This window comes from Allosphingosinicella sp. (assembly GCF_035626655.1).
Lineage (GTDB): Bacteria > Pseudomonadota > Alphaproteobacteria > Sphingomonadales > Sphingomonadaceae > Allosphingosinicella.
Genome location: NZ_DASPNF010000010.1, coordinates 174,407 through 192,625, shown reverse-complemented (window position 1 = coordinate 192,625; position 18,219 = coordinate 174,407). Strand labels below are relative to the sequence as shown.

Annotated in this window: 26 protein-coding genes; 12 read left to right on the top strand and 14 right to left on the bottom strand. The window is 67.8% G+C overall.

Translation table 11 applies throughout. From position 1 onward, the window contains the following. Nucleotides 1-10: 10 nt before the first annotated feature. The 4 genes from rutC to VEC11_RS09265 form a co-directional block, all read right to left on the bottom strand. Nucleotides 11-394: a pyrimidine utilization protein C gene (rutC, locus tag VEC11_RS09280; RefSeq protein WP_464130443.1), complete on the bottom strand. Its 384-nt coding sequence runs from the start codon at nucleotides 392-394 to the stop codon at nucleotides 11-13. Nucleotides 395-408: 14 nt separating this feature from the next. Next, nucleotides 409-885: a hypothetical protein gene (locus tag VEC11_RS09275; protein ID WP_464130442.1), complete on the bottom strand. Its 477-nt coding sequence runs from the start codon at nucleotides 883-885 to the stop codon at nucleotides 409-411. Continuing rightward, nucleotides 882-1,604 carry a pyrimidine utilization protein B gene (rutB, locus tag VEC11_RS09270; RefSeq protein ID WP_464131203.1) on the bottom strand — a complete coding sequence of 241 codons (723 nt, stop codon included), beginning with the start codon at nucleotides 1,602-1,604 and terminating at the stop codon, nucleotides 882-884. The genes VEC11_RS09275 and rutB overlap by 4 nt, the downstream gene beginning before the upstream one ends. 71 nt (nucleotides 1,605-1,675) lie before the next feature. After that, a complete protein-coding gene (locus VEC11_RS09265) occupies nucleotides 1,676-2,281 on the bottom strand; it encodes a nitroreductase family protein (RefSeq protein ID WP_464130441.1) in 606 nt (201 codons plus the stop codon). Nucleotides 2,282-2,496: 215 nt separating this feature from the next. Here VEC11_RS09265 and VEC11_RS09260 point away from each other — a divergent pair, with 215 nt between their 5' ends. After that, complete coding sequence (locus tag VEC11_RS09260; RefSeq protein WP_464130440.1) at nucleotides 2,497-2,727, top strand: hypothetical protein; 231 nt, start codon at nucleotides 2,497-2,499, stop codon at nucleotides 2,725-2,727. 10 nt (nucleotides 2,728-2,737) lie between these two features. Here the strand turns inward: VEC11_RS09260 and VEC11_RS09255 are convergent, their stop codons facing one another. Next, complete coding sequence (locus tag VEC11_RS09255) at nucleotides 2,738-3,496, bottom strand: ATP-binding protein (RefSeq protein WP_464130439.1); 759 nt, start codon at nucleotides 3,494-3,496, stop codon at nucleotides 2,738-2,740. 259 nt (nucleotides 3,497-3,755) lie between these two features. Between VEC11_RS09255 and VEC11_RS09250 the strand changes: the two genes are divergently transcribed. The 11 genes from VEC11_RS09250 (at nucleotide 3,756) to VEC11_RS09200 (ending at nucleotide 11,914) form a co-directional block, all read left to right on the top strand. Then, the gene (locus VEC11_RS09250) at nucleotides 3,756-4,823 is read left to right on the top strand and encodes an AraC family transcriptional regulator (protein WP_464130438.1); all 1,068 of its coding nucleotides are present in this window, start codon (nucleotides 3,756-3,758) and stop codon (nucleotides 4,821-4,823) included. Nucleotides 4,824-4,938: 115 nt separating this feature from the next. Further along, nucleotides 4,939-5,118 (top strand): hypothetical protein, encoded by a 180-nt coding sequence (locus VEC11_RS09245; RefSeq protein WP_464130437.1) that lies wholly within the window; start codon nucleotides 4,939-4,941, stop codon nucleotides 5,116-5,118. Then, nucleotides 5,115-5,351, top strand: a complete 237-nt coding sequence (locus VEC11_RS09240) for an antitoxin Xre/MbcA/ParS toxin-binding domain-containing protein (RefSeq protein ID WP_464130434.1) — start codon at nucleotides 5,115-5,117, stop codon at nucleotides 5,349-5,351. The genes VEC11_RS09245 and VEC11_RS09240 overlap by 4 nt, the downstream gene beginning before the upstream one ends. Continuing rightward, nucleotides 5,348-5,530: a hypothetical protein gene (locus VEC11_RS09235; RefSeq protein WP_464130433.1), complete on the top strand. Its 183-nt coding sequence runs from the start codon at nucleotides 5,348-5,350 to the stop codon at nucleotides 5,528-5,530. The genes VEC11_RS09240 and VEC11_RS09235 overlap by 4 nt, the downstream gene beginning before the upstream one ends. Beyond that, nucleotides 5,527-5,679, top strand: a complete 153-nt coding sequence (locus tag VEC11_RS09230; RefSeq protein WP_464130432.1) for a hypothetical protein — start codon at nucleotides 5,527-5,529, stop codon at nucleotides 5,677-5,679. The genes VEC11_RS09235 and VEC11_RS09230 overlap by 4 nt, the downstream gene beginning before the upstream one ends. Before the next feature lie 91 nt (nucleotides 5,680-5,770). Continuing rightward, the gene (locus VEC11_RS09225; RefSeq protein WP_464130431.1) at nucleotides 5,771-7,006 is read left to right on the top strand and encodes an acyl-CoA dehydrogenase family protein; all 1,236 of its coding nucleotides are present in this window, start codon (nucleotides 5,771-5,773) and stop codon (nucleotides 7,004-7,006) included. A gap of 132 nt (nucleotides 7,007-7,138) precedes the next feature. Continuing rightward, nucleotides 7,139-7,915: an SDR family NAD(P)-dependent oxidoreductase gene (locus VEC11_RS09220; RefSeq protein ID WP_464130430.1), complete on the top strand. Its 777-nt coding sequence runs from the start codon at nucleotides 7,139-7,141 to the stop codon at nucleotides 7,913-7,915. Nucleotides 7,916-8,021: 106 nt separating this feature from the next. Further along, nucleotides 8,022-8,783 (top strand): SDR family NAD(P)-dependent oxidoreductase, encoded by a 762-nt coding sequence (locus tag VEC11_RS09215; RefSeq protein ID WP_464130429.1) that lies wholly within the window; start codon nucleotides 8,022-8,024, stop codon nucleotides 8,781-8,783. Between the two features lie 12 nt (nucleotides 8,784-8,795). After that, nucleotides 8,796-9,197, top strand: coding sequence for a hypothetical protein (locus VEC11_RS09210; RefSeq protein WP_464130428.1), 402 nt, complete (start codon nucleotides 8,796-8,798; stop codon nucleotides 9,195-9,197). Between the two features lie 63 nt (nucleotides 9,198-9,260). Then, nucleotides 9,261-11,306, top strand: coding sequence for a 3-hydroxyacyl-CoA dehydrogenase NAD-binding domain-containing protein (locus tag VEC11_RS09205; protein WP_464130427.1), 2,046 nt, complete (start codon nucleotides 9,261-9,263; stop codon nucleotides 11,304-11,306). 125 nt (nucleotides 11,307-11,431) lie between these two features. After that, nucleotides 11,432-11,914, top strand: coding sequence for a YybH family protein (locus VEC11_RS09200; RefSeq protein WP_464130426.1), 483 nt, complete (start codon nucleotides 11,432-11,434; stop codon nucleotides 11,912-11,914). Here the strand turns inward: VEC11_RS09200 and VEC11_RS09195 are convergent. The 9 genes from VEC11_RS09195 to VEC11_RS09155 all read right to left on the bottom strand — a co-directional run bounded on the left by VEC11_RS09195 (nucleotide 11,883) and on the right by VEC11_RS09155 (nucleotide 18,122). Beyond that, entirely contained in the window at nucleotides 11,883-12,959 is a 1,077-nt protein-coding gene (locus VEC11_RS09195) for an alpha/beta fold hydrolase (RefSeq protein ID WP_464130425.1), read from the bottom strand. The genes VEC11_RS09200 and VEC11_RS09195 overlap by 32 nt on opposite strands. Then, nucleotides 12,956-13,459, bottom strand: coding sequence for a hypothetical protein (locus VEC11_RS09190; RefSeq protein ID WP_464130424.1), 504 nt, complete (start codon nucleotides 13,457-13,459; stop codon nucleotides 12,956-12,958). Before VEC11_RS09190 ends, VEC11_RS09195 begins: the two co-directional genes overlap by 4 nt. A gap of 63 nt (nucleotides 13,460-13,522) precedes the next feature. After that, the gene (locus VEC11_RS09185) at nucleotides 13,523-13,885 is read right to left on the bottom strand and encodes an ArsC family reductase (protein WP_464130423.1); all 363 of its coding nucleotides are present in this window, start codon (nucleotides 13,883-13,885) and stop codon (nucleotides 13,523-13,525) included. Nucleotides 13,886-13,934: 49 nt separating this feature from the next. Further along, nucleotides 13,935-14,306: a hypothetical protein gene (locus VEC11_RS09180; RefSeq protein WP_464130421.1), complete on the bottom strand. Its 372-nt coding sequence runs from the start codon at nucleotides 14,304-14,306 to the stop codon at nucleotides 13,935-13,937. Nucleotides 14,307-14,314: 8 nt separating this feature from the next. Further along, nucleotides 14,315-14,911, bottom strand: a complete 597-nt coding sequence (locus tag VEC11_RS09175; protein WP_464130420.1) for a DNA-3-methyladenine glycosylase I — start codon at nucleotides 14,909-14,911, stop codon at nucleotides 14,315-14,317. A 7-nt stretch (nucleotides 14,912-14,918) separates the two neighbouring features. Then, the gene (locus VEC11_RS09170; RefSeq protein WP_464130419.1) at nucleotides 14,919-15,287 is read right to left on the bottom strand and encodes a cupin domain-containing protein; all 369 of its coding nucleotides are present in this window, start codon (nucleotides 15,285-15,287) and stop codon (nucleotides 14,919-14,921) included. Between the two features lie 61 nt (nucleotides 15,288-15,348). Continuing rightward, nucleotides 15,349-15,729 (bottom strand): VOC family protein, encoded by a 381-nt coding sequence (locus VEC11_RS09165; protein ID WP_464130417.1) that lies wholly within the window; start codon nucleotides 15,727-15,729, stop codon nucleotides 15,349-15,351. Nucleotides 15,730-15,736: 7 nt separating this feature from the next. Next, nucleotides 15,737-17,293: a glutamine-hydrolyzing GMP synthase gene (gene guaA, locus VEC11_RS09160; RefSeq protein WP_464130416.1), complete on the bottom strand. Its 1,557-nt coding sequence runs from the start codon at nucleotides 17,291-17,293 to the stop codon at nucleotides 15,737-15,739. Between the two features lie 52 nt (nucleotides 17,294-17,345). Further along, on the bottom strand, nucleotides 17,346-18,122 hold the full coding sequence (locus tag VEC11_RS09155; protein ID WP_464130415.1) for a DUF4097 family beta strand repeat-containing protein: 777 nt from the start codon (nucleotides 18,120-18,122) through the stop codon (nucleotides 17,346-17,348). Nucleotides 18,123-18,219: the final 97 nt, after the last annotated feature.

Here is an 18,219-nt window from a genome sequence, read left to right as displayed (position 1 = left end):
TACGCGCCCATCAGCCGAGATGCGCCACGGACGCGATCTCGACGACGAGGCCCGGCTTCACCAGGCCGCACTGGATGCAGTAGCGGGCCGGCTTGTCGCCAGGGAAATACTCCGCATAGACGGCGTTCATCGCCGCATAATGAGCCCAGTCGGTGAGGAAGATATGGTTGAAGGCGACGTCGGCCAGCGATGCCCCCGCCGCCTCCAGGGTGATCCGGATCGTCTCCAGCACATGGCGGGTCTGCGCCGCGGCATCGTCCGGATGGAGCACGCTGCCGCCCTCGCCAAGCGCCAGGGTGCCCGAGACGTAGATCGTGTTCCCCGCCCTGGTCCCCGCCGAATAAGGCGCGATCGGCTTCGGAAACTGGGCGGGGTTGATCGGTTCGAAGGGCATTCGATGGTCCTCTTTCAAAGCTGTCCGGGTATTTCGGGATAATTGATCAGGCAGCGGCCGCCGGTCAGCCGGACGATGCGCGCATGGTCGACCGAGCCGACCCATTCATGCTCGAAATTCCCGACCCGAAAGCCGAACGGACGGGCGCGCAGAAATCCCCTGATCCTGACACCGACATAGGCATTGCGCGGCCGTGCGGCCCGGCGGCTGAGCGGGCCGAAGCCGTCCCGGCCAAGCACCACCGCGAGGGTGGCCTCACCGTCGTCGGCACACATGAGCCGGTTCGTCCCGTCGTCCTGGGTCCGCATTTCGCCGGTCAGGGCGTTCAGCGTCGGCGGGCCGCCCGGCCGCCGCATCAGCACGACATAGGCGTCGAACTCGACCCAGCGGCCGTCCAGCGCTGCCGACAGGTCCATGAAATGGTTGAGACTGAAGGGCATAGGCGCAGCGGCCTGCCAGGTGAGGAGCGCAGCGGCGAGCGCGCCGATCATTCCGGCAGCTGCCCGAACGTGCCGCAGAAATCGGCGACGGTGGAGACCCAGCCGAAAAACTTCTCGACATTGTAGACGCTGGCCTGCTGCATCATCTCCGGCCCGAGATGGTGGGTCGCGTCCTCCAGCATCACCCCGAAATATTCGAGGTGGAAGCCGTCGCGGAGCGTGCTCTCGACGCAGACATTGGTGGCGATGCCGACGAAGACGATGTTGCGGATGCCACGGGCGCGCAGGGTGGAATCGAGCTGGGAGTTGAAGAAGGCGGAATAGCGGGTCTTGTGCAGGACGATGTCGCCAGGCTGCGGCGCCAGCGGTCCTACCAGCTCGTAATCCCAGCCGCCCCTGGCGAGCAATTGCCCCTGCAGCTCCGGCCGCGCCCGCATCGTCTTCAGCGCGTTCGACTTGTGCCAGTTGGGCGAGCCCGGCCCGCCCGCCTCGACATAGTCGGCGTCCCAGCCATTCTGCAGATAGACGATGGTGACGCCCGCCTGCCGACCCGTCTCCAGCACCTTGGCGATCTGGCCGATGGTCCCCGCGGCGCCGGATATGTCGAAGCCGGCCAGATCGACATAGCCGCCCTTCGAGGCATAGGCGTTCTGCATGTCGATGACGACGATCGCCGTCTCCTCGACGGAGACGCGCAAGGGCTCCGGCCGCGCCGGCAGGGTCACCGTCCGCCCGCGCCCCGACCCCGTCTCGACCGCCGTGCCGCTCATCGGCAAAGTCTGGGCCGAAACGACCCGCGGCACAAGCCTTCCTCCCTTGGTCATCGGTTTGTCCGCCCGGCTCAGGCGGGAAAGTCCCCGGCAAAGGCGAAGTCGGCGACGGGCTTGCGGGCCGAGGGGACCTCGCGGGCCTTGAGCTTCTCGTCGAGCACGTCGAGCGAGCCCAGGCGGCCGATCACACAGGCGGCGTCGACGCGGAAGCGCGCCGGCACCTTCAGCTCCTCGCGCACCTTGTCCCACTCCACACCCGACATGCCGTGCGCATGATAGCCTAGCAGGCTCGCCTGCAGCGCCATGCTTGCCCAGGCGGCGCCGGTGTCGAAGCTGTGCGTGTGCGCGCAGGAGGTCTGGCCCGGCTTCGTCTCCATCAAGGTGTCGGAGCAGAGATAGATCAGCACCGAGGCATTGTGCGCCCAGCCCTGGTTCCAGGGGATCAGCAGGGACAGGAACCGCGCCCAGTCCGCGCTCTCCCGCTTCGCGTAGAGCAGTCGCCAGGGCTGGTAGTTAAACGCCGACGGCGCCCAGCGCGCCGCCTCGAAGATGGTCATCAGGTCGGCATCCGGGATCACCGACCGGTCGAAGGCGCGGGGCGACCAGCGGCGGACGAAGATCGGGTCGACCGGGTGATCGGGGTGGCGGGCGGCGGTGGGATCGGGCGGGCTGCTCATGGGGACGAGGGGCAGCGCCTGAAGGGCGCGGGAGTCAAGTCCTTCGGCCAGAGCCTCCTCAAAACCAATCTGACGGCGCGGGCCATTTTTGTGATCTCAATCAGTGTGACGCCCCCGCCAGCGTGGTACAGAGGACCATCGCCCGCCCGGTGATCGGCACGGCGGCGACTGAGAGACGAAGCGTCGCGCTCCCGCTACTATCGAAGGACGCGCCCATGCCCGATTATCGTCTCTACCGGATGAACCCGCACAGCGGCCATATCGACGGGGTCGAGGAATTCCATTCCGGCGACGATGTCGAGGCGATCCTGCTCGTGCAGAACCGGCCGCGGACAGTAACCGTCGAGCTGTGGTGCGGCGGGCGCAAGGTGACCCGGCTCGACGCGGCGCCGGAAACGGCGGCGTCGGCGCCCGCCTTCCTGCCGGAGCAGCAAGCGGTCGCCTGAACTCGCCACGTCAGGTGGCAGCCGCCAGTGCCACTGTGAAGCGGGCGCCGCCTTCGGCCGGATTCTCCACCTCCAGGCGGCTGCCATGTGCCTCGGCGACCGCGGCGGCGATGGCGAGGCCGAGCCCGGCGCCCGGCCCGCCGGGCGGATCGGCGAGGCGGGCCAAGGCCACGGCATTGAGGCCCGGACCGTTGTCGGTGACGCTCAGCAGCACCGCCCCGTCCGCGGCGGCTTCGGCGCCGATCTCGATCCAGCCGTCCGCGCGCCCGGCCAGCGCCTCGCAGGCATTGAGCAGCAGATTGAAGAGCAATTGCTCGAGCTGAATCCGGTCGACCTTCACGAACAGGCCGAGCGGCACCTCGGTGGTGATCCCGACCCGGTCGCGGCGCTCGCCGATCATCAGGATCGCCCGCTCGACGATGGTGCGCAGATTCTCCCGCCGGCCGCTGATCCGGCCGTTGATGACGAAGTTGCGCGTGCGGCGGATGAGCTCGCCGGCCTTCAGCGTCTCCTGGCCGGCATGGTCGAGCATCGCCAGCAGGTCCTCGTGCCCGGCGCCGAGCGCGCGCAGCCGCCGGGCGCAGGCGGAGAGATAGTTGGTGGCGGCGGCCAGCGGCTGGTTCACCTCGTGGACCAGGGTCGCGGCCATGCTCGCCGTGGCGGCGAGGCGCAGCCGCGCCTCGGGCGAGTCGAGCAGGCAGTTGCGCGCGGCCAGCGGCCAGGCGCGCCTGATTGTGGTCAGTTCGGGGTCGGGGGCTTCGGGGGGCATCGGCAGGTCAGACTCCACAACGCATCACGGACATCACTCGACAGACGGCGCCGGCGCGGCGCGCCCGCAGGCTGACACCGTTATCAATCCAGGCGGGTCTGGCGCCCGACATTGACTTTGGCCGGGCGGGCGCGGAGGATCGCCCTACGGCATCCACCGGCCCACCGACTTGTCAGTTCGCGACAGTAATGTTGCAGTTCGCGCCACTGGCCGGTCCGCAACCGGCAGACATGGCCCGCATTCGGGGGAGGAGTCCAAGGTGGACGGCCAGGTCCACACCCAGACCCTGACCAATTATTTCGAGGTCGCGCGCTTCTGCGGACTCGACCCCTACAGGATGCTGCGCCGCTTTCGGATCAGCCCGGCGATCCTTGACGACCCCGACGCCACCCTCCCCTCCAACGCGGTCGCCGACCTGCTCGAGGCCAGCGCCGAGGAGAGCGGCTGCGAGAGCTTCGGCCTGCTCATGGCCGAGTGCCGGACCCTGTCCAGCCTCGGTCCGCTCAGCCTGCTGCTCGCCCACCAGGGCACGGCGCGCGACGTGCTCGAGGCGCTGGTCGAATATCAGGGCGTGCTGAACGAGGTGATGTCGCTCGATATCGAGCATGTCGCGGACGCGGAGAAAGGCGGGCTCGCCATCGTCCGCGCCGGCTTCATCGGCGGCTATGACGGGCGGCAGGCGATCGAACTCTTGATGGCGATCATCTGCCGGACGGTGAGCGAGGTGGTGAGCGGGCGCTGGCATCCGGACCTCGCTTATTTCTGCCATGCCGCGCCCGCGGACTTCAGCCATCATATGCGGGTCTTCCAGTGCCCGCTCGTCTTCGACGCCGACTTCAACGGCCTGGTCTGCTCCGAGGCGGCGCTCGACGCGCCCAATCCGGCGGCGGAATCGGCAATGGCCCGGCACGCCAAACGCTATCTCGACATGCTCGTCCCCGATCCGGCGGACGGCTCGGTCGGCGAGCGGGCGCGGCGCTCGCTCTATCTGCTGCTGCCCGCGGGCCGGGCCAGCCTGGAGCAGGTCGGCGCCAATCTCGGCATCCACCCGCGGGCGCTGCAGCGCCACCTGGAGCGCGAGGGCCGGACCTTCGCGATGCTGCTCAACGAGGTGCGGCGGGAATTGGCCCTGCGCTACCTGGCGAGCCCCACGCACAGCGTGGGATCGGTGGCGCAGATGACCGGCTATGCGACGCCGAGCTCCTTCTCGCGCTGGTTCGCGGCGGAGTTCGGGGTGTCGCCGGCGGCGTGGCGGGCGGAGGAGCGGGCGGAGGCGGCGGACCAGGGCCACTTGCCCCGCAGGCGACCGACAGGGCAGAGCGAATAAAGTCGCCAATGCCCGGCCTCTCTGATAGGACTTATCCATCACCTGCTCTTCCGACAGCAAGCGCCCGTGACTGAGAGACATTGCCGCTCTCGCTTGCACAACAAGGTGATCCGACATGGAAAAGACCTATTGGCTACGTCGCCAGCGTGCGGCCGTGACCGCTGCGCGCCTGGCGAAGACCGCTGAAAGCCGCTTGATTCATTACGACCTGGCAGGCCGATATGGCCTGCGCGCGGCCTTTGGCCAGGAACGCCCGGCGACACTCGTGCAAGCTTCATGCGGAGCCGGCCGATGAATACGTTCCGGCGCAAGCGCAGCGAACCGGTGCTGAGCCGCGACGAAAGCGTTCGCCAGGGGCGCGCGGTCCGGGTCGCGCAGGACGCCCTCGGCGATGTCGAGGCGGTGCGCGCCTTTCTCAATTGCCATCATAACGGGCTCGACGGCCGGCCGATCGATCTCGCGGTGGAGAGCGACGATGGGCTGGCTCGCGTCGAGGCCGCGATCGCTGCTACGAGGCCGGGGCCATGATTGGCGCCCGTCCGCCGCGGGTTGCCTTCGACGACGTGGGCGATGCCGAAGAGCAGCTCGTTCGCCTCGGCATCGTCAGGGTGACGAGCGAGCATTTCCAGGTGGGCCCCTATCGCTACACCAGCCTTGCGGACGCCAAGGCGCAGGCCGAGCGCGCCCGTGCCGAGGGCGGCGAATGAGCCTCCACGATTGGCTCGGCACGCATGCCCCCGACCTTCGCGGCAGCCATTGGGAGGGCGGCCGTTTCGTGACCCGCTGCACGATCTGCGGCAAGGCCATGGTGAAGCTTCCCGGTCTGAGCTGGAAGCTCAAGGCGAAGCGGACCTAGGGGCGGGGATCGCCCCCTTGCCCCGCTCCCCTCCTTTCTGGCACCCCTTATCCACAGCCGCAGCGCGGGGTAACGAAGGGGTAGAGCCGGCATGGATTTTGACCTTACGGAACGGCAGGCTTTTTACCGGGACCGGGTGCGGGGCTTCATCGAATCGCATGTCCGGCCGCGAGTCGGCGATCATGAGGCGCAGCTGAACGCGGGGGATCGCTGGCAGCCCATCCCCGTCATCGAGGAGCTGAAGCCGCAGGCCAGGGCGGCGGGCCTCTGGAACCTGTTCATGCCGCCGGGCCAGGCGCTGCGCCATGTCGACGAGAGCTTCGAATTCGAGGGGACGCAGCTCACCAATCTCGAATATGCGCTCTGCGCCGAGGAGATGGGGCGCATTCCCTGGTCGAGCGAGGTCTTCAACTGCTCCGCGCCCGACACCGGCAATATGGAGGTGCTGCACCGCTACGGCACGCGGGAGCAGAAGGAGGAATGGCTCCGGCCGCTGATGAACGGCGAGATCCGCTCGGCCTTCCTGATGACCGAGCCCGGAGTCGCCTCGTCCGATGCCACCAATATCGAGTGCGACATCGCGCGGGACGGCGACGATTATGTGATCAACGGGCGGAAATGGTGGTCATCCGGCGCGGGCGATCCGCGCTGCAAGGTCGCGATCCTGATGGGGAAGACCGACCGCGAGGCGGACAAGCACCGGCAGCAGTCGATGGTGCTGATGCCGATCGACGCGCCTGGCGTGAGCGTGCTCAGACACCTCACCGTCTACGGCTATGACGACGCGCCGCACGGCCATATGGAGATCGTGCTGGACAACGTGCGGATTCCCGCCTCGGCGATGCTCCTCGGCGAGGGGCGCGGCTTCGAAATCGCGCAGGGGCGCCTGGGGCCGGGACGCATCCATCATTGCATGCGCACGATCGGCGCGGCCGAGGAGGCGCTGGCGGCGATGGTCAGGCGGCTGCAGTCGCGGGTCGCGTTCGGCAAGAAATTGATGGAGCACAGTATCTGGGAGCAGCGCGTGGCGCGGGCGCGGATCGACATCGACATGTCGCGTTTGCTCTGCCTCAAGGCCGCAGACCTGATGGACAAGGCCGGCAACAAGGCCGCCCAGGCCGAGATCGCGATGATCAAGGTGCAGGCGCCGAACATGGCGCTCAGGATCATCGACGACGCCGTGCAGGCGCATGGGGGGGCCGGCGTGTCGCAGGATTTCGGGCTGGCCTCGAGCTGGGCCGGGATCAGGACGCTGCGGCTGGCCGACGGGCCGGACGAGGTGCACAACCGGGCGATCGCGCGGATCGAGTTTTCGAAGCATGGATAAGCTCCTCCCCGGCACGGGGAGGGGGACCGTCGGAACGACGGTGGAGGGGGCCCTTCGCCCCGCAGCACGAGTGGAGGGCCCCCTCCACCAAGCTGCGCCTGGCCCCCCTCCCCGTCCCGGGGAGGAGCAAGAATGAATCTCTTCGACCTGACCGGGAAGGTCGCGATCGTCACCGGCTCGTCGCGCGGGATCGGGCGGGCGATCGCCGAGGCTTTGGCCGATCATGGCGCGAAGGTGGTGATCTCCAGCCGCAAGGCGCCCGCCTGCCAGGAGGTCGCCGACGCGATCAACGCCAGGCATGGCGACGGCAGCGCGATCGTGGTCCCGGCGAGCATTTCCTCCAAGGAGGAATTGCAGGCCCTGGTCGACGAAACACGGCGGCAGCTGGGCCGGATCGACGTGCTCGTCTGCAACGCCGCCTCCAACCCCTATTACGGGCCGATGGCGGGGATTTCGGATGAGCAGTTCCGCAAGATCCTCGACAATAACGTGCTCGCCAACCACTGGCTGATCGCGATGGTCGCGCCGGAAATGCTCGAGCGCAGGGAAGGCTCGATCATCATCGTCAGCTCGATCGGGGGCCTGAAGGCGTCGACCGTGATCGGCGCCTATAATGTTTCGAAAGCGGCCGACTTCCAGCTGGCGCGCAACCTCGCCGCGGAGTTCGGACCGAGCCAGGTCAGGGTCAACTGCATCGCGCCGGGGCTGGTGAAGACCGACTTCGCCAGGGCGCTCTGGGAGAATCCGCAGACGCTCGCGGCGGTCACCATGCACACGCCGCTGCAGCGGATCGGCGAGCCGCACGAAATTGCCGGCGCCGCCGTCTTCCTCGCCTCGCCCGCCTCCACCTTCGTGACCGGGCAGGCGATCGTGGTAGACGGGGGCTCGACGACGGGGGTTGGGTTATGATGGTCCCCACAGGCCGTCACCCCAGCGGAGGCTGGGGTCCATGTTGCCTTCGGGTCTCCAAATCCGCTTGGATGCCAGCCTTCGCTGGCATGACGGGAGAAGGTGAATGACAGGGCGGCTCGAGGGCAAGGTCGCAATCGTCACCGGGGCGGCGTCGGGGATCGGCAAGGCGACGGTGGCCCTGTTCCGGCAGGAGGGCGCGACGGTGATCGCGGCCGACGTGACCGCGGGCGAGGGCGTGCTCGCGGCGGATGCGGGGACCGAGGCGGACGTGGTCCGGCTGGTAGAGCTGGCGACGGGAGAGCATGGCGGGCTCGACATCTTCTTCGCCAATGCCGGCATTTCAGGCGGGCTCGCCTCGATCTTCGAGCAGAGCCCGGAGGACTGGCAGGAAATTCTTCGCGTGAACCTGATCGGTCCGTTTCTGGCGATTAAGCACGCCGCTCCGGCGATGAAGGCGCGCGGCGGCGGCTCGATCATCGCCACTGCCTCGGTCGCGGGCCTGCGCGCGGGCGCCGGCGGCCCCGCCTATTCCGCCTCCAAGTCGGGCGTGATCAGCCTGGTCGAGGTGGCGGCGACCCAGCTCTGCGGCGCGAACATCCGGGTCAACGCGATCTGCCCCGGCCTGATCGAGACCGGCATGACCAGGGGCATTTACGACATGGCGCGCTCCTCGGGGCGCGAGGACATGATCGGCCATCTCAACCCGATGAAGCGGGGCGGCGAGCCGGTCGAGATCGCCCAGGCGGCCCTGTTCCTCGCCTCCGACGCGGCGAGCTATGTGAACGGCCATGCCCTCGTCGTCGACGGCGGCCTCTCCTGCTCGCACCCGCATTATCGCCAGGAATATGGCCGCACGTCCTTCTGAGGAGGTTTGGCGATGAGAGCGATCCCTGTCCTGCTCGCATCGGCCCTCACGGCCGCACCCGCCTTTGCCCAGGCGCCGCGTTTCCCGGTCCCGCTGAACGCGACCGAAGGCTATGGCGCCTGCTCAACCGCCCGGATCATGAACATTGCCGGCCGGGGCGCCTACGCCTCGGTGCGCTCCGGCCCGTCCAGCCGCCAGCGCGAGCTGGGCCGGCTCCCCATCGGCCGGGACGTCTATGCCTGCGTGCGGCACGGCAACTGGTTCGGCATCCTCTACGAGCGCCGGCCCGGGGAGCGGCGCTGCGCCCGGGTGCTGGAGCCGCAGCGCCGGACGACCAACTATCGGGGCCCGTGCGGCTCCGGCTGGGTGCACTACAATTATCTCGGCGGCTATGCCGACTTCATCAGCCCCTGAGCCGGCCGGGTCAGGTTGACGTAAACGTAAAGAGACGCCATCGCCATCCGCGAAGGAGATCATATGACCAGCCCCATCTCGACCCGCATGCATGGCGACGTGCTGATCGTCACCTCCAACAACCCGCCGGTGAACGCGCTCGGCCATGCGGTCCGCGAAGGGCTGGTCAAGGCGATCGGGCAGGCCGACGCGGATGCCGCGGTGAAGGCGGTGGTGATCATCTGCGAAGGCCAGACCTTTTTCGCCGGCGCCGACATCACCGAATTCGGCAAGCCGATGCAGCTGCCCATGCTGCCGAGCGTCGTCGACATCATCGAGAATTGCACCAAGCCGGTGGTCGCGGCGATCCACGGCACTGCCTTCGGCGGCGGCCTTGAGGTCGCTTTGGCCAGCCATTACCGGGTAGCGGTGCCCTCCGCGAAGCTGGGCGTGCCCGAGGTGAAGCTCGGCCTGCTCCCGGGCGCCGGCGGCACGCAGAGGCTGCCGCGCGTGGCGGGCGTCCCCAAGGCGCTGGAAATGGCCGCGACCGGCAATCCGATCGGCGCGAAGGAGGCCTTTCAGATCGGCCTGGTCGACCGGCTGATCGAGGGCGAATTGCTGCCGCATGCGGTCGCCTATGCCGAGGAGGTGCGCGAGGTGCGGCCGCTGCCCAAATCCTCTGCGCGCGACGAGAAGCTGGAGGAGGCGCGCGCCAATCCCGGCCTGTTCGATATGTTCCGCAAGGCCAATGCCCGCAAGTTCAAGGGCTTCGACGCGCCCGAATATAATATCCGCGCGATCGAGGCGGCGGTGGCCAAGCCCTATGTGGAGGGGGTGCTCGACGAGCGCCGCCTGTTCATGGAGCTGATGACCGGCACGCAGGCGCGGGCGCAGCAATATTTCTTCTTCGCCGAGCGCAAGGCGGCAAAGATCGAGAACGTCCCCGAGGGCACGCAGCCGCGCGCGATCCGGCGGGTCGGCGTGATCGGCGCGGGCACGATGGGCGGCGGCATCTCGATGAACTTCCTTTCGGCCGGCATCCCGGTGACCATCGTCGAGATGGCGCAGGAGGCGCTCGACCGCGGCACCGGCGTGATGCGCAAGAATTACGAGGCGAGTGCGGCCAAGGGGCGGATCACGGCCGACCAGGTCGAGGGCGCGATGGGCCTGCTGAAGCCCTCGCTGAGCCTCGAGGACCTCGCCGATTGCGACCTGATCATCGAGGCGGTGTTCGAGAATATGGACGTGAAGAAGGAGATCTTCACGAAGCTCGACAAGATCGCGGGGCCGGGTGCGATCCTTGCCTCCAACACCTCCTATCTCAACATCGACGAGATTGCCGCGGTGACGTCGCGGCCGCAGGATGTGGTCGGGCTGCACTTCTTCTCTCCAGCCAATGTGATGAAGCTGCTGGAGGTGGTGCGCGGCGCGAAGACGGCGCCCGACGTGCTCGTCACCGCCATGAAGATCGCCAAGAAGATCAGGAAGGTCGCGGTGGTCGCCGGCGTCTGCCACGGCTTCATCGGCAACCGCATGCTGATGCCGCGCCAGGTCGAGGCGATGAAATTGCTGCTGGAGGGCGCGACGCCGCAGCAGATCGACAAGGTCCATGTCGAGTTCGGCATGCCGATGGGCCCGTTCCAGATGTCGGACCTCGCCGGCGTCGACATCGGCTGGCACCGCGACCCGACCCGGATCGAGAATATCCGCGACGCGCTCGCCGCCGAGGGCCGCTGGGGGCAGAAGAAGGGGGCGGGCTTCTACGATTATGACGAGAAGCGCACCCCCTCCCCGTCCCCGCGCGTCGCCGAGATCATCGAGGAGTTCCGGCAGAAGACCGGCACGCCGCAGCACGCGATCGACGACCAGGAGATTATCGAGCGCACGCTCTACACGATGGTCAATGAGGGCGCGAAGATCCTCGAAGAAGGCATGGCGCAGCGCGCCTCCGACATCGATGTGGTCTGGGTCTATGGCTATGGCTGGCCGGTCTATCGCGGCGGGCCGATGTTCTGGGCCGACACGGAGGGGCTGGCGAAGATCGTCGCCGGGCTGGAGAAAAACGGCTTCGAGGTGTCGAAGCTGCTCCGCGACAAGGCCGAGAAGGGCGAGAAGCTCTCGAAGGACTGAGCGGTTCTTCGATACGCGGCTTCGACAAGCTCAGCCGCTGCTCAGTATGAGCGGTTGAGTTTAAGCACGATCCGCTCATCCTGAGTAGGCATTGAGCCTGCCGAAATGCCGTATCGAAGGACAATATGAAACGCGCCACCGCTCTGCTGCTGCTCCTCCTCGCCGCCTGCGCGCGGGCGCCCAGCTATGATGCGGCCGCGGAGGAGCGCGCGATCCGGCAGGTGATCGCCGACATGGAGCAGGCGTGGAACCGCGGCGATTTCCGCGGCTACATGGCCGGCTTCAAGAATCCCGACGTGGTCTTCGTCTCGCGCGGCGAGTTCCAGCGCGACTGGCAGGGCACGCTCGACCATTATGTCCGCGACTATGGCGGCGATCCGGGGCGGCGCGGGCGGCTGCATTTCTTCGACATCCGCGTCGAGATGCTCGGGCCGGACGCGGCGCAATTGATCAGCCGCTACCGGCTTGAAGGCGGCGGGCACCCGCAGGACGGGATCAACACGCGGCTGTTCCGCAAGGTGGAGGGCCGCTGGGTAATCGCCCTCAACCATGTGAGCTCGCGGGAGGTCTCCCCGGCTAATTCTCCGTCCGCCGCAGCAAATCGATAAGCGCGTCCTTCCAGAACCGCGCCCAGGTATGCGTCCCGTGCCCGCGCGTGTCGGCGCTGCGCGGGATCAGGATGTAGCGGGCGCTCGGCATGCGGCGGGCGGCGGCTTCGGCCACGCCATATTCGGGCGGGTTGATGAAATCGTCGGCGCTGTTCACCCAGGTGATCGGCGCGCGGATCCGCTCGAGGTTCGGCAGCGGATCGTAATTGCGGCTCGATTCCAGCTGGTAGATCAGGTCGTTGGCGTCGCGGCTGGCGAGGTCGCGCTCGACGCGGCCGGCGAGATAGGCGTCGGCGTCGTCGCGGGTCGGATATTCGCGCTGCAGCCAGAGCGGCGCCATGCCGGCGACCTGGAGGATCGAGACGGCGGTGCGGAGGCCCATGGCCGGCTGAGCGGTGTAATTGCCTTCCTGCCAGGCGGGATCGGCGCGGATGCCCTGGACCGCGAGCTGGCGCCACATCCGGTTGTGCCCGGCGATCTGGGTCGGCAGGCAGGCCAGGGGCATCATGGCGCGGGCGAAATCGGGATGGGTCTCGGCCCAGACGAAGATGTGCATGCAGCCCATGGAGGTGCCCATGATGAGGCGCAGGCGCGCGACGCCGAGGCGCCGGAGCAACTGGCGCTGCGCTTCGACCATGTCGTCATAATCGTAATGGGGGAAACGCATGCGCAGGCCGTCGCTCGGCCTGGAGGAGCGGCCATGGCCGATATTGTCGGGGAGGATGACGTAATAGCGGCCGACGTCGAGCGGCTGGCCCGGGCCGTAAAGCTCATTGGCGAACTGGGGCACGATGAACTGCCGGCCGGAGCCGCCGGTGCCGTGGAGAACCATCACCGCATTGACGATATTGCCGGCCGCGTCCCGGCGCGGCGTGCCGAGCGTGGCGTAATGCATGCGCAGCTCGGGCAAGGTCTCGCCAGAGCGGAAGCGGAAATTCGGCAGGGTGACGTCGCCCTGCGTGATGATCGCCGCCCAGTCCACCTGCTGCGCCGCGGCGGGAGCCGCGGCGAGTAGCAGGGCGAGCAAGGCGAGCAGCCGTCTCATCGGCCGCTGAGCGCGCCTTCCTCGAGCCGGCGGCGGGCGGCGGCGCGGTCGGCCTCGGACAGGCCTTCCCACCAGGCCTGTGCGGTGCCGGCCTCGTTGCGCGCGGCGGTGATCCGTTCGATCTCGGTCGGCCCGCCATTTTCGGGGATGTTGGCGCGGACGACGGAGACCTCGACGGTCACCGGCCGGCCGCGATTGGCGTCGAGGAACATGTCGATCGGCTCCCGGCCCGGCTGGGCGCGGATCGTCTCGCGGCCGGGCACGTCGATCTTCGCCCAGAGATAGTCGCCCATCTCCCAGCCGCTGAAGGTGCCGGAGACGGTCTCGCTGCGCAGCACCGGCTCGGCGGCGGCGGTGCCGTTGTTCACGGGCGCGCTCTCATTTGCGCCGGGCGCCGGCGCGGCGGCGTTCGCGGCATTGCCGGTGGCGGCGTTGTTGGCGGTGCTCCCGCTGCAGGCGGCCAGCGACAGGGCAATGAGTGACGCAAGGGTCGTGCGCATCGTCAGTCTCCCCCCTTCATGTTCGCCGCGAAGCTCCGCCATTTGCGCAGGCCGCGCAAGGGCTCAGTTGGCGCCCGGGATCGCAGTCGCCCAGGCCGCGGCGTCGAAGCCGAGCAGGCGCCGGTCGCCGAGATCGAGCAAGGGCCGCTTGATCATCGAGGGCTGGGCAAGCATCAGCGCCACCGCTTTGTCCTCGTCCAGGCCCGCCTTGTCCGCGTCCGGCAGTTTGCGGAAGGTGGTGCCGGCGCGGTTGAGCAAGTTCTCCCAGCCCAGCTCCGCCGCCCACGCCCGCAGGCGGGGCTCGTCGATTCCGGTGAGCTTATAGTCGTGAAATTCATAGGCGATGCCGCGTGCGTCCAGCCAGGCGCGGGCCTTCTTGATCGTGTCGCAATTCCTGATGCCGTACAGTGTCAGGCCCACCAACATCCTCCCCAAGCCGAATGGCCGGCTCGCATTTCCGTGATTGACGCCCCGTCTATTGCGGCCGGGCCGGCGCCTGCGCTGCGCCGCATACCTCCCGGGCCAATGTCTCCAGGAAGCTGCCCACGACGACCGCCCGAAACGGCGTGGAGGTCTCGTTCCGGCTCTGCTCGGCGCCCTCCGGGGAATAAGTGACGATGCCGAGCACGCGGGCCTCATAGGCCGCGCAGCGCAGCTCCATGTTGCTCAGCGTGTAGGAGCCTTCCTCGACAAAGCGCAGCCTGACGCGGGTGATTGGCCCGGCGCGAACCACCGAGGCCGCATCGTAGGAGGTCTGCCGGCCGTTGCCGGAGGTGCCGAGCGACCGCCAGTCGGGCTGGGCGGCGGCCTGGGCGAGCAAGGCGAGCAGGAGCGCGAAGTGAGCCATGCCGCCTCTTACCGACCGGAGCCGAACCTGGGCAATGGCTTTCCCGCCGCCTGCTGCCGCCGGAAGCAGCCGGCCATATGATCGTCGACGATGCCGACCGCCTGCAGCCAGGCGTAGACGATGGTCGGCCCGACGAACTTGAAGCCGCGGCCTTTGAGGTCCCTGGAGATCGCTTCGGAAAGCGGGGTCGTCGCCGGCAGGCTGACGCCGTCGCCGCGGACCACCTCGCCGCCGGTGAAGGACCAGCAATAGGTCGCGAAATCCTCACCCCGGTCGCGCATCTCGCAGAAGAGCCGCGCACCCCTGATCGTCGCCTCGATCTTGGCGCGGGCACGGACGATGCCGGGATCGGCAAGCAGCCGCGCGACGTCGGCCTCCGTGAAGCGCGCCACCTTGTCGGGATCGAAGCCCGCGAAGGCGGCGCGGAAGCCCTCGCGCTTGCGCAGGATCACGATCCAGGCAAGCCCCGCCTGGAAGCCCTCCAGCATCAGCGCCTCCCAGAGCAAACGGGAGTCACGGACGGGCACGCCCCATTCATTGTCGTGATAGGCCTGGTAGAGCGGGTCGGCGCCCACCCAGGCGCAGCGTTGCGGCTCGCCGGCCACGCCTGCCTCAGTCCCCGGTCGGAACCACGCCGGCTTTCTCGATCATCAGCACGACGGTGCGGCCGCGGGCATGGGGGAAATGCATCACCCCGGCGGGGACGGTGAAGGCCTGGTTGGGCTTCAGGCTGATGGTGCGGTCCTCCAGCTCGATGTCGAGCTGCCCTTCGAGGACCATGAAGAACTCGTCCTCGCCGTCATGCTTGTGCCAGTGGAAATCGCCCTCCATGACGCCGAGCCGCACCCAGGTGTCGTTGACCGCGCAGAGCGTGCGGTTCCACCAGGGAGTCTGGGCGTCCCCCACCGCCGCCACGTCGAACTGCTCGCCATTTGCGAACATGATCCCGTCCGTGTCGATATCGTAGCGCGTTTCGCTCATTACTGCCTCCCTCATTTCCCCCTATCGTGCCTGTGCGCCCGGAATCTACTCTGCAGGTCGACTATTCCCAAGTCGTCGCGCCTTTTGGAAAGCCGTCGCGCTGGACACGTACAACACAAAAGCGCTGGCCGGTCGGCGCGCGCATGACGACCCAGCGCTCCAGGCGCCTGTCGACCGTCGCACCGAGCTTCTCTAGCCGCGCGACCTCTGCCGGAATGTCATCGGTTTCGATGTCGAGATGGATACGGCTTTCGTGGTCAACGCGTTGGACCTGGACGCTGATCTCGTCGGGCGGAGTTTCGAGCATAACGTAGTTGCCGCGGGTTCCCGGATGATCGGGATCGATGCGGCGGCCCAGCGCCCCGGCCCAGAAACGCGCAGCCGCGTCGATGTCCTCGACATTGCAGTCGATCAATATGCCATTGATGCGCGAGCGGTGCATGTCGAGCTCACTCCCATTCAATCGTCCCCGGCGGCTTGGACGTGTAGTCGTAAACCACCCGGTTGATCCCCCTGACCTCGTTCACGATCCGCGTCGCCACTCTACTCAGGAACGCCGCGTCGAAAGGGTAGATGTCGGCGGTCATGCCGTCGGTACTGGTCACGGCGCGGAGCGCGCAGACATGGTCGTAGGTGCGGTGGTCGCCCATCACGCCGACGGTGCGGACCGGGAGCAGGACGGCGAAGGCCTGCCAGATGGCGTCGTAAAGGCCGGCATTGCGGATCTCCTCGAGGTAGATGGCGTCCGCCTTGCGGAGGATATCGCATTTCTCCTGGCTGACCTCGCCGGGGATGCGGATGGCGAGGCCGGGGCCCGGGAAGGGATGGCGGCCGACGAACGCCTCGGGCAGGCCGAGTTCGCGGCCGAGGACGCGGACCTCGTCCTTGAACAATTCCCTGAGCGGCTCGACCAGTTGCATGTTCATCCGTTCAGGGAGGCCACCGACATTGTGGTGGCTCTTGATCGTCACCGAGGGACCGCCGGTGAAGCTGACGCTCTCGATCACGTCGGGATAGAGCGTGCCCTGGGCGAGGAAGTCGGCGCCGCCGAGCTTCTTCGCCTCGGCCTCGAAAATGTCGATGAAGGTCTTGCCGATCAGCTTGCGTTTGGCCTCGGGCTCGTCGAGCCCGGCGAGGCCGCCGAGGAAGGCTTCGGAGGCGTCCACATGGACGAGCGGGATGTTGTAATGGTTGCGGAACAGGGAGACGACCTGCTCCGCCTCGCCGAGCCGCATCAGGCCGTGATCGACGAAGACGCAGGTGAGCTGATGGCCGATCGCCTCGTGGATCAGCACTGCCGCGACGGCGCTGTCGACGCCGCCGGAGAGGCCGCAGATCACCCGGCCCTGCCCGACCTGGGCGCGAATATCGGCGATCTTGGTCTGGCGATATTCGGCCATCGTCCAGTCGCCGGGCAGGCCGCAGACGTGGCGGACGAAATTGGCGAGCAACTTGCCGCCGTCCGGCGTGTGCACGACCTCGGGGTGGAACATCAGGCTGAAGAAGCGGCGCTTCTCGTCGGTGGCGATCGCATAGGGCGCGCCCTCCGAGCTGGCGACGACGCTGAAGCCCTCGGGCAGAGCCTCGACGCGGTCGCCATGGCTCATCCAGACCTGGTGGGTCTCGCCTTTGTGCCAGAGGCCGTCGAAGAGGACCGAGTCGCCCGTAATCTCGATGAAGGCGCGGCCGAATTCGCGCTGGTCGGAGGGCGCGACGCGGCCGCCCAATTGGTGGGCCATGGTCTGCTGGCCATAGCAGATGGCGAGGATGGGCAGGCCGGCGTCGAAGAAATGCTGCGGCGCGCGCGGGCTGTCCTCCCACATCACCGAGGAGGGCCCGCCGGAGAGGATGATGCCCCTGGGTTTCAATCGCGCGAACGCCTCGTCGGCGCGGTTGAACGGGGCGATCTCGCTATAGACGCCGGCCTCGCGCACCCGCCGCGCGATGAGCTGGGTCACCTGGCTGCCGAAATCGACGATGAGGATGGAATCGGTGTGGGCCGTCATGGCCGGGCGATAGAAAGCACGCCCGGCTTTGTCGAGGCCGCCCGTCTCCGGTTCATTTGCCGATCAGTTGCACCTCGCCGGCGATCGACGACAAGGAGACGGCGGGGCCGCCCGCCCCCACCCGCGCCCGGTAATTCCCGTTCCCGCTGCGCTGGATCGAAACGACCGGCGAGTTTGTAGAGACGCGGCCGATGATGCTCGAGATGCTGACATCGGCACCGGCGCCACGGTGGAAACCAAGCTCGATCGGGCCGGTGACGCTGGCGATGCTGATCCCGCCCGGACCGATGCGACCGAGCGTCATGGTGAGGCCCTGCGCAAGGCTGGAAAGATCGGCCGAGCGCACGTCAGCGACGGTGACATGGCGGGCGATGCTTTCGAGACGGAGCGTGCCGTCGAGCGGTCCGATGCTGACGGTGCCGGCAATCTGCGTCAGGGTCAGATCGACCCTCCGCGGCAACACCAGGCGGACCTCCTGACGGTCGCGGAGCGTGCCACATTCGGGGGTCCGCTCCTGCACGTGCGCGATCACCAGTCGGGCGCCCCCGCCCCTCACTTCAGTACGGTAACAAGCGAGCTCCGCCGGCGTCGCCGCCATTCGAACGATGTGGACCTCGGCGCGGCTGCCCCCGCCGGTGACAACCGTCACGGGCCCGGCGATCCCCGACACGCTCACCAGGGCCTGGGGATCGAGCGGGACGGTTCGCTCGATTTCCTCGCGCGCCGGCATCGCCTGGCCGGCCTCGTTGGTCACCGGACTGGCCTGCCCGGCGCCGGGCGCCGAAGGCGCAAGCAACGCGCCAGCCATCGTCATCAGGACTTGCAGCATGACCCCTTCTCCCGCGGCAAAAAGCCGGCCCGACTTTCGAAGCAAAGTCCATGCCATGCACGCTCTCTCGGAACGCAGCCTGGACATGGTGGCCTGT